This is a genomic window from Shinella sp. OV683 (genome assembly GCF_057787725.1).
The window spans coordinates 5,260,044-5,272,197 of record NZ_CM173543.1; the positions used below are offsets into that span (position 1 = coordinate 5,260,044).

11 protein-coding genes are annotated in these 12,154 nt (G+C 57.4%); 7 read left to right on the plus strand and 4 right to left on the minus strand.

The features are described 5' to 3' along the window. Positions 1-125: 125 nt before the first annotated feature. The gene (locus ACXHRN_RS25470; protein WP_488639052.1) at positions 126-2,741 is read right to left on the minus strand and encodes a TIGR02302 family protein; all 2,616 of its coding nucleotides are present in this window, start codon (positions 2,739-2,741) and stop codon (positions 126-128) included. A 159-nt stretch (positions 2,742-2,900) separates the two neighbouring features. Here ACXHRN_RS25470 and ACXHRN_RS25475 point away from each other — a divergent pair, with 159 nt between their 5' ends. Together ACXHRN_RS25475 and ACXHRN_RS25480 are read left to right on the plus strand one after the other, a co-directional pair. Further along, positions 2,901-3,161 (plus strand): BrnT family toxin, encoded by a 261-nt coding sequence (locus tag ACXHRN_RS25475; protein WP_488639053.1) that lies wholly within the window; start codon positions 2,901-2,903, stop codon positions 3,159-3,161. Beyond that, the gene (locus ACXHRN_RS25480) at positions 3,145-3,456 is read left to right on the plus strand and encodes a BrnA antitoxin family protein (protein WP_488639054.1); all 312 of its coding nucleotides are present in this window, start codon (positions 3,145-3,147) and stop codon (positions 3,454-3,456) included. The genes ACXHRN_RS25475 and ACXHRN_RS25480 overlap by 17 nt, the downstream gene beginning before the upstream one ends. Here ACXHRN_RS25480 and lysA read toward each other — a convergent pair whose 3' ends face one another. The 3 genes from lysA to argH all read right to left on the minus strand — a co-directional run bounded on the left by lysA (position 3,457) and on the right by argH (position 6,703). Further along, on the minus strand, positions 3,457-4,725 hold the full coding sequence (gene lysA / locus ACXHRN_RS25485) for a diaminopimelate decarboxylase (RefSeq protein WP_488639055.1): 1,269 nt from the start codon (positions 4,723-4,725) through the stop codon (positions 3,457-3,459). It abuts the gene before it with no gap. A 12-nt stretch (positions 4,726-4,737) separates the two neighbouring features. Then, positions 4,738-4,950 (minus strand): LPS translocon maturation chaperone LptM, encoded by a 213-nt coding sequence (gene lptM / locus ACXHRN_RS25490; RefSeq protein WP_488639056.1) that lies wholly within the window; start codon positions 4,948-4,950, stop codon positions 4,738-4,740. 352 nt (positions 4,951-5,302) lie between these two features. Continuing rightward, on the minus strand, positions 5,303-6,703 hold the full coding sequence (gene argH, locus ACXHRN_RS25495; RefSeq protein ID WP_488639057.1) for an argininosuccinate lyase: 1,401 nt from the start codon (positions 6,701-6,703) through the stop codon (positions 5,303-5,305). A 32-nt stretch (positions 6,704-6,735) separates the two neighbouring features. Between argH and tlpA the strand changes: the two genes are divergently transcribed. The 5 genes from tlpA (at position 6,736) to ACXHRN_RS25520 (ending at position 12,114) form a co-directional block, all read left to right on the plus strand. Continuing rightward, positions 6,736-7,407, plus strand: a complete 672-nt coding sequence (gene tlpA, locus ACXHRN_RS25500; RefSeq protein WP_488639058.1) for a thiol:disulfide interchange protein TlpA — start codon at positions 6,736-6,738, stop codon at positions 7,405-7,407. Between the two features lie 1,207 nt (positions 7,408-8,614). Further along, positions 8,615-9,037, plus strand: coding sequence for a hypothetical protein (locus tag ACXHRN_RS25505; RefSeq protein WP_488639059.1), 423 nt, complete (start codon positions 8,615-8,617; stop codon positions 9,035-9,037). A 196-nt stretch (positions 9,038-9,233) separates the two neighbouring features. Continuing rightward, the gene (locus ACXHRN_RS25510) at positions 9,234-10,283 is read left to right on the plus strand and encodes a hypothetical protein (protein WP_488639060.1); all 1,050 of its coding nucleotides are present in this window, start codon (positions 9,234-9,236) and stop codon (positions 10,281-10,283) included. After that, positions 10,265-10,714 carry a hypothetical protein gene (locus ACXHRN_RS25515; RefSeq protein WP_488639061.1) on the plus strand — a complete coding sequence of 150 codons (450 nt, stop codon included), beginning with the start codon at positions 10,265-10,267 and terminating at the stop codon, positions 10,712-10,714. Before ACXHRN_RS25510 ends, ACXHRN_RS25515 begins: the two co-directional genes overlap by 19 nt. Before the next feature lie 146 nt (positions 10,715-10,860). Then, on the plus strand, positions 10,861-12,114 hold the full coding sequence (locus ACXHRN_RS25520; protein WP_488639062.1) for an aspartate kinase: 1,254 nt from the start codon (positions 10,861-10,863) through the stop codon (positions 12,112-12,114). The last annotated feature ends 40 nt before the right edge of the window (positions 12,115-12,154 follow it).

A 12,154-nucleotide genomic window follows, 5' to 3' on the forward strand; every position in this document is an offset into this window, starting at 1 on the left:
TAAAAATGCCGCTCTACATATTCGGGATTGCGATCATGCGAGGTGGCGAAGCGAGTTGTCTCTTCTCCCCAGCGGGGAGAAGGTGGCGCGCAGCGCCGGATGAGGGGGTGACGCAGAGTTGAACCTCACCGCAAATCCAGCAACCGTTCGAGGTATTCCTTCTCGATGATGCTGGCTGGGCCGTCGCCCAGCTTGCGGCGGATCTGGTCGAGAATTTCGCGGGCACGCTGGACGTCGATCTGGTCCGGCACCTTTACCTGGTCATCGACTTCGCTGCCGAGTTGGCCCGAACGACGGCCCAGCGGATCGTTGCCCTCAGCCTGTTCGCCGCCTGGCATCGGCATGCCCGGCTGGCCATTCTTTCCCGCTTGCTGCATCTGCTGCATCAGATCGCCCGCACCCTTGCGCAACGCTTCTAGTGCCCTGCCCTGAGCATCAGCGGAACGCTGGCCCTGCGACTTGTCGAGTGCATCCGCTGATTCGCCCATTTCCTTGCCGGCATCACCGAAGCCGGGTATCGGCTTCATGCCGAGATCGGCAAGACCCTTCTGGAGCTTCTTGAGGTCGCCTTGCAGCTGTTGCTGGCGCTCCTTCATGTCCTTCAGCGCCTGTCGCAGCTCGTCGGCCGTCATCTTCTGCTCGGGCGTTTGCTGGCCATCGGCCTTGTCCTGCGGCTTCTGGTCCTCGGTGAGCGGCGGCTGGTTCTCGCCCTGCTGCTCGTCGTCGGAAAGCCCGTCCTCATCGGTGGGATCGCCGCGCTGCATTCGGTCGCGCAGTGCCTGCTCGGTGCGATGGGTATCCTCCATCAGCTTCTGCTGCTTCTGCATCAGCTCGCCGAGCTTGTCGATCTGCTCCCGCATCGGATTCTGCTGTTGCTGGTCGCCGTTGCGCGGTCGCGCCGTCTGCATGTTGTTGAGCATGCGCTGCATTTCCGAAAGCAGCTTCCGTGCCTCGTCCTTGGAGCCGGAACGCGCGAGGTTTTCCAGCTGGTTCAGCATGTTGTCGAAATCCTGGGCGCGCATCATGCGCATCGCCTGGCGCGACATCTGCATATTGTCTGGGTTTTGCATGCGCTTGGCCATCTCGGAGAGATAGTCCTTCATCGCCTTGCGCAACTCGTCCATCAGCTTCTTGATTTCCTCGTCCGACGCATTCTTCGAGAGCGCATCGGCGAGCTTGTCCTGCGCATCGCGCAGCCGCTTTTCAGCGGCAGAGAGATCACCGTCCTCGATATAGCGGGCAATATCCCAGAAATAGGCGGAGGTCTCTTCCAAAGCGGCAATACTCTGGGCGAATTTCAGCCGATTCTTGGCCGATTGCAGCAGCAGGTAATGATTGAGGTTGGGAATCTGGTCCTCGGGACGGAAGCTTGCGGCTTCGTTGAGTTCCAGCGCCCGGGGGATTTTGTTGATGTCGAGACTGAAGATCTGGCGCTGTTCCGCAACCGATCCGGCCAGCGGCTCGTTGAAGAAGCGCGCCGGCAACACGATGGTCTTGGTTTCGCTTCGGCCTTCGACGCCGGCGGCATCCTTGGCAATCAGCGTCAGGCGGACCTTCTTGCCCGACAGCGGATGCTCGGTGAGATCGCGACTGACGGTCGACTTGACGTCCTTGGCATCACCGCCCGGCAAGTCGAGCCGGAATTCCGGCGCCGCAAACAACGGGATCGCCTCGGCATCGCTTTCAACCGGCAGGATTTCCGCCCTGGCTTCCGAGACGCCATAGTCATCTTTCGCCTCGAAAGCCACTTCCAGCGCACCATTGACGGCCCTGCCCGGCTCCTTCGAGAAGCTGATCGTTGGTGGCTTGTCCGGTGTGATCAGGAATGCGAAGCTCAAACTATCGACGCTGACATCGCCGTCACGGGCAAGCTTGACCTTGTAGGTGTGGCTTGCGCCTTCATCGGTGACTGGTTGATTTCCGTCGGCCGCCTCGGCCTTTTCGGCGGTCAGGACGACGGGTGCGTGCTTGCCAGCGGGATTGAAGCGGACCGGCGCATCGCTGCCCTTGCCGCTGATGCGGATGGTCAGTTCGGAAAACTGCGGCACGCGGATCGGCTCGTCAGGCACCTTGGCTTGCATGCCGCTGAGGTAGATCGGTGCGACTGATGTATAGGTTGGCGGCGTCACCCAGGCGTCGATCCTCAGGCCGGTTCCGGCGATGGTCTGACGGCTGTAGTCGAACATGTCGGCGATGCGGCCGCCATAGTTGGACCAGGAGAAGGTCCAGGCGACGATTAAGCCCAGTACGGCCAGAGCACGTAGCGCGAAAGGGTCGTGCCGGGCAATATCGGGGGCGGGGCCACCACTATCGATGGCCGAGATCGACTTGGCCATGCGCTGCTGATGGGTCTTCCAGAGCGCTAGCGAGAACGGATCGTTGCCGACCGGGACATCTGTCTGGATGCTTATGGCCTGATGCGCAAGTCCGCTTCTTTCCTCCAGCCGCCGGTCGATCGAAGACTGGCCCGGTAGGCGAAAATTCCGGAAACGCACGAGCGTTGCGGCGAATGCCACGAGCAGCGCGGTGGTCACTGCCCCCTTCGCAAGTGGGGGCATCATTCGCCAGAGGCCGAACCAGCTGATGACGAGAAAAAGAGCGACAACGCCGAGCGCCGGAAGAGCCGTGATCAGCAACCGCTCGATCAGCAGCACCGTATAGCCGACCGCGCGCATGCCGGCGATCCGCCATTTCAATCTGCTTCTCGATGGATCAGGCGCCTGCCTGCCGATCTCCGTCATTCCTTGCCTTTGCCAATTCTTACGAAGCACAAGCATAGCATTGTTTTGGGCAAAGGCGAGGCGAAGCGGGCGATTAACCGATCACAATGATTTTAGTGCAAGTGCGGTGGTCCGACGTCTCCGATTGACCGAGGACATGTTTTCGTATATACGAATACCATGTTGATCACATGGGATGAGCCGAAGCGCGAGGCCAATCTCGAGAAACACGGTCTCGATTTCGCAGACCTGACAGATGCATTTTTCCTCGAAGCCACGATCAAGAATGCCAAGCATGGCCGTTTTCAGGCAATTGGCCGGCTTGCGGATGGAACGCTCTCGGTGATCTTCGCCACGCTGGGTATGGAAGCAATCTCGATCATTTCGATGCGTCCGGCCAGTGATAAGGAAAGGAGCCTGTTTGATGCTCAAAAAACATAAGACATTGAAGCAGTTCGAACCGGGGCATGGCTTTACCAAAGAAGATTGGGACGCGGTTTCCGACAATCCGGAATGGACCGAGGACGATTTCAAGAATGCCCGGCCTTTCGCCGAGGTCTTTCCGGAGCTTGCCGAAAGCATTGCCAAGAATCTCGGCGGGCGGCCGAAGCTCGAACACCCCAAGCAGCCCGTCAGCATCCGGCTCGACCAGGATGTGGTCGAGCATTTCAAGGCCGGTGGTGAAGGCTGGCAGAGCCGGATGAACGAGGCGCTACGGAAGGCCGCAGGCCTCTGATCAATCGAGCCAGGCCGGCAGGCTGTCGGCGCCGATCATCTCGTCGTAGGTGGGGCGGGGGCGGATGACGTGGAACTGGTCGCCCTTGACCAGCACTTCGGGCACCAGCGGCCGGGAATTGTATTCGCCGGCCTGCACTGCGCCATAGGCACCGGCCGAGCCCACCGACATCAGATCGCCCGGCTTGGGCATCGCCATTTCGCGGTCGAGCGCCAGGTAGTCGCCGGTCTCGCAGACCGGGCCGACGACATCGGCGCGGATGCGTGGGGCATTCGCAGCCTGGATCGTCACCGGTGCGATTTCATGCCAGGCCTCGTAGAGCGTCGGGCGGATCAGGTCGTTCATCGCGGCATCGACGATCACGAAGGTCTTTTCGCCGCCGTCCTTCACGTAGATGACTTCGGTCACCAGGATACCGGCATTGCCGACGATCAGCCGCCCGGGTTCGGTGACGATCTTACAGTTGAGGCTCTTGAGCTGGTTCTTGGCGACCGTGGCGTAGGCGTCGGGGTTCGGCGGCGGATCGTTGTCGAGCTTGTAGGGGATGCCGAGGCCGCCGCCGATGTCGACATGTTCGATAAGATGACCATCGGCGCGCAGCGTCTCCACCAGTTCGCGCAGCAGCTTGAAGGCGTCGTCGAAGGGTTGCAGCTCGGTGATCTGGCTGCCGATATGCATGTCGATGCCGGTGACTTCGATGCCGGCCAGTGTCGCGGCATGCTTGTAGATCGATCGCGCCCGCTCATAGGCGATGCCGAACTTGTTTTCTTTCTTGCCGGTCGAGATCTTGGCATGGGTCTTGGCGTCGACATCCGGATTGATGCGGAAGGAGACGGGCGCCCTCTTTCCCTTGGCGAGCGCGCGTGCATTCAACACTTCGAGTTCCGGCTCGCTTTCGACATTGAAGCAATAGATGCCGGCGTCGAGCGCATAGTCCATCTCGCGCGGCTTCTTGCCGACGCCGGAGAACATGATGCGGTTGGCGGGAATGCCGGCCTTCAGCGCCCGGCGCAATTCGCCCTCGGACACCACGTCGATGCCGGCGCCCATGCGGCCGATCGTCTTCAGCACCGCCTGGTTGGAATTGGCCTTCATCGCGTAGCAGGTCAGCGAATCGACATCGGCAAAGGCTTCCTGGAAGACGCGGACATGGCGCTCGAGCGTGGCCGTGGAATAGAGATAGAAGGGTGTCCCGACCGCAGCGGCGATCTCCGGGACAGCAACGTTTTCGGCGTGCAGAACGCCGTTCCTGTATTCAAAATGATTCACGGGTTTCAGGCCTTAAAGTATCGGATCAAGGAAGAACGGGCGGTCCTCTACCTTGGGTTTCGGCTTGGGCGTCGTGCTGGTGCTGCTGAAACTGTTGTCGGTCTTGGCAGTTGGCGGCGCGCCCGGCACATCGAGATCGCCCTTGCGGCCGCAGCCGGACAGAGCCAGCCCGGCGCAGGCCATGAAAATGACTGGAGCGAGGAATGTTCGAAGCGAGGCCAGCATGGTTATCCTTCAGGCAGCAATTGGTTTGGCGCCAGTCATAGTCAATTCTGATGCGCTTGGCATCCCTAATCTGATGATGGACCCATTAACAAGATCGATCATTGCCAAGATGGGCATGCACCGCAGATATTACATCAGCCGGTTGACGATCAGATTGCCGCCGTTGCGGGTGCCGCAGCCACTGACAACTACAAGAACAGGCATCAGGACAATGAAGAACAGCAGCATCGATCTGGAAATATTCACAAGGCAATTCCTTTAACAGAGTGGCCGAACCGGCAGGGCCGGATGAGATGCTATCCGGCTGATCTGTAACGGTTCGGCCGCCCCTGTTATTTGCAAATGCCGTGGTTTAGTTCCGCGCCCGCCACCAGGCGATCTGCTTGCGCACCTCGTCGGGTGCCGTGCCGCCGAAGCTTTTGCGCGAGGCGACCGAGGCCTCGACGGTGACGACATCGTAGACCGCGTCGGTGATCTCGGGGTGGATCGCCTGCAATTCGGTGAGCGAGAGGTCGGCGAGATCGCAGCCCTTGCTTTCAGCGAGCGCCACGACACGGCCGGTCACGTGGTGGGCATCGCGGAAGGGCAGGCCAACCGTGCGCACCAGCCAGTCCGCGAGATCGGTGGCTGTCGAATAGCCGGAGCCCGCTGCCTGCTTCATCTTCGCTTCATTGACGGTGAGGTCGGCGACCATGCCGGTCATGGCGGCGATTGCCAGCTCGAGGTTCTCGGCGGAGTCGAACACCTGTTCCTTGTCTTCCTGCATGTCCTTGGAATAGGCGAGCGGCAGGCCCTTCATGATGGTCAGGAGTGCGACCAGCGAACCGTTGATGCGGCCGGTCTTGGCGCGCACCAGTTCGGCGGCATCGGGGTTCTTCTTCTGCGGCATAATCGAGGAGCCGGTCGAAAACGCGTCAGACAGGCGCACGAAGCCGAATTGCGGCGTCGTCCAGATAACGATTTCCTCGGCAAAGCGCGACAGATGCACGGCGCAGATCGCCGCAATCGACAGGAACTCCAGCGCGAAGTCGCGATCCGAAACGGTGTCGATCGAATTGCGGGTCGGCTCGCGAAAACCGAGTGCCTTGGCGGTCATGTGCCGGTCGATCGGATAGGGCGTGCCGGCAAGGGCAGCTGCGCCGATAGGGGACTCGTCGAGATGCTCTATGGCGTGGCGGACGCGGCTGCGGTCGCGTCCGAACATCTCCACGTAGGCCATGCAATGATGGCCGAAAGTGACGGGCTGGGCGGTCTGCAGATGGGTGAAGCCCGGCATGACGGTGGCGGCGTGCTGTTCGGCCTTGTCGAGGAAGGCACCGATCAGGCCGGTTAGCATCTTTTCGGTCTTCTGCATCTCGGCCTTGACCCAGAGGCGGAAATCCAGCGCCACCTGGTCGTTGCGCGAGCGGGCGGTGTGGAGGCGTCCAGCGGCCGGGCCGATTAGCGTCGCGAGCCGGGATTCGACATTCATATGAATGTCTTCAAGTTTGCGTGAGAATTCGAACTTGCCGCTTTCAATCTCGGTCTCTATCTGTTTCAAGCCTTGGACGATCTGGTCGCGATCGGCCGAGGTGATGATGCCCTGTGCGGCCAGCATCGTGGCATGGGCGATCGAGCCCTGGATGTCCTGGGCGTAGAGCTTCTTGTCGAACCCGATCGAGGCGTTGATCTCCTCCATGATCGCGGAAGGACCGGCGGCAAAGCGGCCGCCCCACATCTGGTTGGAAGAAGAATTGGAATTGCCGTCGGACATGGCGCGCCTTGAGAGATACGAGAGTGAACCGAATGCAGGACAAGAAGCCGAGCCTCTTCCCCTCGATGAAACTGGTGGCAATCGCGGCCCTTGCGGGCATCATCGCCGGTGGTGTCGCCGTTTACATGAAGGAGACGGCCAATGGCAATGGCGTTGATCAGGTCGCCAGCGTCGATTGTGCGCCGGCCGCAGCTGCGATTGCCCGGCTGACGCCGTTTGCGAGGGGTCAGGTGGCCGCTTTCGTGCCGTCGGCCAATTCGACGGCGCTGCTGCTGCCGGCCTTCAAGAATGGCGAGGGCAAGGACGTCAAGCTCACAGACTTTGCCGGCAAGGTACAGCTCGTCAATCTCTGGGCGACATGGTGCGTGCCGTGCCGCGAGGAAATGCCGGCGCTCAATGGTCTGCAGAAAGCCCTGGGCGGCCCAAAATTCCAGGTGACTGCGATCAATCTCGACAATGGCGACGACCAGACCAAGCCCAAGGAATTTTTGGCCGAGACCAAGATCGATGCGCTGGCGCTCTATCACGATGGCGGGCTGGCGAGCTTCAACACCTTGAAAAAGGCCGGCGTCGCCATGGGCCTGCCCGCCAGCGTGCTGGTCGATGGCAAGGGCTGCATGCTGGGTGCGCTCAACGGCCCGGCGGCCTGGGAAAGCGACGATGCCAAGGCACTGATCAAGGCGGCGGTTGGCGAGGGAGTTTAACTATTCAGTTTTTGAGTTTTTAGGATCTTTGCGCCAAGTTGCCACTGACACAACGATCCTCGATGGGTTTCCTAATGAGACTGCTGTTCTGGCTTCTGACTGGTCCTCTCAGCTCCCAAACCAATGCGTTGATAGGGCTTCTGCTTGTTGTGGCGTTACACCTTGTTTTTGGTCTCGACTTGAAAGTTGGCTTCTTCAGCGTTCTGTTTTTGCAGGTCTTATTCGGAGTTCCCATCACAGCGTTCTTTCGAAAGTTGCGGGACAAGTATGAGGCAGATCGCCGGTATTACTGATTCCAAGATGTCAAGAGCGTTCACGCGGCGGGATTCCGTCCGTGGCATGCGGCATTTCCATTCTCTTGGCCCGTTAGGGCCGGCCGGGGCGCATTACGTGCCTCGTTCAGTAATTTATATGTGGCGCATAATGCGCCCCGCTTCGGTGGTTTTTACCTGCGAACCTGGAGCTCTGCTTCCCCACCGCGACAGTGCGCCCGGTGGGGAGATGTGTGCCTCTGAGGCACGCCCGCGGCCAGCCGCGCTCTTTCGAGCGCCTCCGAAGGGGTCTCCGTTTCTCGCAGGCCCCCGATAAGAGAATTTACGTCATCCTCTCCAACCGGTCACCGGCCCCACCTCGCCATGACGCCTCATGGTGTATCCGTGATGGGACGGGGATCAGTATATGCGAGGTGAAGAGGGCGGGGATATTGGCGGATAAGGCATTGAGTATGTTGGTGTATCTCAATTCGAACGGTTGCTGGCCAATTGCCTCCCGACCCCCGCTCTGGCAATTTCTAGCACTTAGCTTTCGCGTTGGCTGCCCAGCGTGCGGACGCGTCTCGTTCGCTCAAGCTAAATACTGAAATTGCTTTCTCGCCCGCCAGGGGCGAGATAAACCTGCTGCACCCTCGTGCTGCAATCTCGACATCGAATTTTGGCGGGCGAGAACCGCGAGCTTCTATCTCGCCCCTGGCGGCCGAGAAAGCGATTTCAACTCTTAAGCTTTGCGTCTGGAAACGGTTAGGCGAGTGCGACGTGGCTCGCAAAGCTTAAGTGTTAGAAATCGCAAGAGCGGGGGTCATGAGGCGAAAGGACTCTGGACAATAGGTGCTGGTCACCGACGCACCGCCAATCCCATCCTACCGAATAATTCCCCACACCCACCCGTTTCGGCATTGCGGGACAATCATATCGATTACTGGGGAATACTTATGAAAATGTATCTCATTGCTATTGTCGTCGCATTGCTCGGTCTTTGGGTGTCCACCGCAGCACAGGCCAAGGATTATTGCGGGCTCCGCTCTGCCACCGTGCTGGGCGTGAAAGATTGGCGAGCCGAGGCCACGGGCGACAAGATCCAGTTCACCGTCACGCTGAAGTCTGGCCATGAAAAAGCGATCAAGGGCGTTGGCGGCACAGTCGAATTCGTCGACCAGGGCATGCAACCGGTGACACGGATCCAGATCCGCCTTGCCGACGTCGTTGAAGCCAAGGGTGAGACCGTCATCGTCTATGCCGAACCTGCGACCGAAGCCAACAAGCGGCTGCTCGCCAGAACCAAGAACGATGTGGATGTGATCGCCTGCGTCGACAGCGTCGAATTTGCCGATGGCTCCGGCGTGATCATCAACTAGGTGTTGCAAACCACCTTTACTTTGATAGACTTTTTCCATGACCAACGCCGCGATCTTCAATTTGAAAATGCATGATGGATCGTGGCATTTTCTTTGCCCGCCGTAGGCCACTCTAATCAAGATTTTATTGAACGAATTGGGTGCTCGGCGGGGATATGACGGCGAATAACATTTGTCTTCTATGGGATGGGTTCTGATGAAGTATTACATAAGAGAATTTCGAAAAGATGGAATTGCCACAAGGCGTCAGTTTGGCAGCAATAACAATTATCAATTAGATGGCTCGGAGAAAAGGTATTTTGATCGAAGCAAATTTGATTCCAACGGAAATATAGTCATATTTGACATGGATTTAATCTACGGAGATTTCGTAGATTCGATGTACTCAATTTTGGACTTCTCGCCCGTATTGGCCGAGATGACCTCCGCTATCACAATAAATATGTGGTCAGGCGCTATCCAAAGTCATCTGGATAAATGTCATCGTGAAAAGATAACTGAAGATGAGATTCTATATGAGCTGACATCTGAACAATATCGCGAGTACAAAAGAATACACGACAAATTATCTAGCGCGTTTCATTACCACAAGACGTTCGTACGCAGTATTTTGATATCCGTTGTAACGAGCTTCGAGTTTTTTATCTCGAATATTATCAGGAAAATTATCGAAACAAATCCACGCGCGGCATTCGGCGAAGATAAGAAGGTCGAAGTGTTCAGCGTTTTGGAATCGTCCAGTATTGAAGAGCTCAAGACCAAACTTGTAGACTCAGAAATAGAGCGTTTGCTTTATGAGAATATATCAGGACAACTAAAATGGATTGGCGTGCGCATCGGAGAAAAAAATATTCAGGATAAATTGATATTTTTTAATGATATCAAGGAGATAATCGATAGAAGAAATTTGTTCGTACATAATAACGGAAGAGTTAATAAGAATTTCATTGATCGGTACGGCGACTCGTACGGAAATATTGGAGAAGTAATAAACGTAGACAACGAGTATATCGATAGAGCAATCCAGAGAGTTTTTATTGGCGGAACGTTGGTTCATCAGCTGGTTTGGCGTAAATTGTTTAAGACGGAGAGCGACGAGGCCAACAAAACTATACTCAATACGGGGTATGGAATGCTGATAAATAGGCGTTATAAGTTTTCGCGTGCTTATTACAGTTTTTTGGCAGATATATATATAAGAAGAGTGCGTCAGATTCAGATAAGAAGATGTATGCAATTAATCTAGCAAACGCATGTAGGTTGGATGACGATGCTGACGGAGCAAAAGCAGTAATTAGTGCCGAAGATTGGTCGTCCGCAAATAATGTGTTTTGCCTGTGCAAGGCCTCAGTGCTTGGGGATATTCAGGAGGTTTGCACCCTTATGGACAAAGTGGATCTTCAGGAGGATATCACAATAGAAGATTTCAGGGAGTGGCCGGTTTTTTTTAAGACGCGCAAAACTCCAGAGTTCCTAGCAAAGTATCGCGAGATTTTTGGGTTGGATTTCGTAGCGGCGCCGGAGCCGAAAGTAAGTGTTAAAATCATAAGTGGTCCACCCGAAGTGGCGTCAGAGAATTTGCAAGGTTCCCCACCCTCGGTCGAAGACGGCGAAGTGAATTCAATCGCGGAAAGGAAAAGACCTGTAGGAAGGAAGGCGCCGCACAAACGGGGCTAAAAGTTCTGAGGCAGATACGAACCATTGAATCCCTGATCTTCTTCCGCTAAGAGACCGCCAAATCCGCCCGATGGCGGGGTTGAGAAAGCGGGCGTGCCAAGGCCGATCCATCCCAGGCGCGCAAAGGGACTGGAAACGTAAAGAGAATGGCACGCATCGTCATGAAGTTCGGCGGAACGTCGGTCGCCGATATCGACCGCATCCGCAATGTCGCCCGTCACGTCAAGCGCGAGGTCGACGCCGGCCACGAGGTGGCGGTGGTCGTCTCCGCCATGTCCGGCAAGACCAATGAGCTGGTGGGCTGGACCAAGGCCGCCGACGCCATGCATGATGCCCGCGAATATGACGCCGTGGTTGCCTCTGGCGAACAGGTGACATCAGGCCTGCTGGCAATCACGCTGCAGTCGATGGGCATCAATGCCCGCTCCTGGCAGGGATGGCAGATCCCGATCCGCACCGACAACACCCATGGCGCGGCCCGCATCCTCGAGATCGACGGTTCGGAAATCATCAAGCGCATGGGCGAGGGCCAGGTAGCCGTTGTTGCCGGCTTCCAGGGTCTCGGCCCGGATAACCGGATCGCCACGCTCGGCCGCGGTGGCTCGGATACCTCGGCTGTGGCGATTGCCGCCGCTGTCAAGGCTGACCGTTGCGATATCTACACCGATGTCGATGGTGTCTATACGACTGATCCGCGCATCGAGCCGAAGGCGCGGCGCCTGAAGAAGGTCGGATTCGAGGAAATGCTGGAAATGGCATCACTCGGATCCAAGGTCCTGCAGGTTCGCTCCGTCGAACTGGCCATGGTATTCAAGGTGCGCACTTTCGTGCGCTCGTCATTCGAGGATCCCGATGCGCCGGGCATGGGTGATTTCCTAAATCCCCCCGGTACGCTGATTTGTGATGAGGAAGAAATCGTGGAACAGGAAGTCGTAACCGGCATCGCATATGCCAAGGATGAAGCCCAGATTTCGCTGCGCCGCGTCGCCGACCGGCCGGGCGTGTCCGCTGCCATCTTCGGGCCGCTGGCCGAATCCCACATCAATGTCGACATGATCGTGCAGAACATCTCCGAAGACGGTTCGCGCACCGACATGACATTCACCGTGCCCACCGGCGATCTCGACAAGGCGCTGAAGGTACTGGACGAGCAGAAGCCAACCGTCGGCTTCGACGTCATCCAGAGCGAGTCGGGCCTGGTCAAGGTGTCGGTCATCGGCGTCGGCATGCGCAGCCATGCGGGCGTTGCCGCTACCGCCTTCAAGGCGCTGGCCGAAAAGGGCATCAACATCAAGGCGATCACGACGTCTGAAATCAAGATTTCAATTTTGATCGATGGCGCCTATGGTGAACTGGCCGTACGCACTTTGCATTCGGCCTACGGACTCGATAAGAAATAGTTTGAGCCTGGAGGGCTTTGGCAGTAGGCGAATCTTCTCG

Coding starts and splice junctions, on each gene's coding strand:
- lptM (WP_488639056.1), bottom strand. CDS start 4,950: ATGCTGGCCTCGCTTCGAACATTCCTCGCTCCAGTCATTTTCATGGCC.
- ACXHRN_RS25505 (WP_488639059.1), top strand. CDS start 8,615: ATGAAAATGTATCTCATTGCTATTGTCGTCGCATTGCTCGGTCTTTGG.
- argH (WP_488639057.1), bottom strand. CDS start 6,703: ATGTCCGACGGCAATTCCAATTCTTCTTCCAACCAGATGTGGGGCGGC.
- ACXHRN_RS25515 (WP_488639061.1), top strand. CDS start 10,265: ATGTATGCAATTAATCTAGCAAACGCATGTAGGTTGGATGACGATGCT.
- ACXHRN_RS25480 (WP_488639054.1), top strand. CDS start 3,145: ATGCTCAAAAAACATAAGACATTGAAGCAGTTCGAACCGGGGCATGGC.
- ACXHRN_RS25475 (WP_488639053.1), top strand. CDS start 2,901: ATGTTGATCACATGGGATGAGCCGAAGCGCGAGGCCAATCTCGAGAAA.
- ACXHRN_RS25470 (WP_488639052.1), bottom strand. CDS start 2,741: ATGACGGAGATCGGCAGGCAGGCGCCTGATCCATCGAGAAGCAGATTG.
- tlpA (WP_488639058.1), top strand. CDS start 6,736: ATGCAGGACAAGAAGCCGAGCCTCTTCCCCTCGATGAAACTGGTGGCA.
- ACXHRN_RS25510 (WP_488639060.1), top strand. CDS start 9,234: ATGAAGTATTACATAAGAGAATTTCGAAAAGATGGAATTGCCACAAGG.
- ACXHRN_RS25520 (WP_488639062.1), top strand. CDS start 10,861: ATGGCACGCATCGTCATGAAGTTCGGCGGAACGTCGGTCGCCGATATC.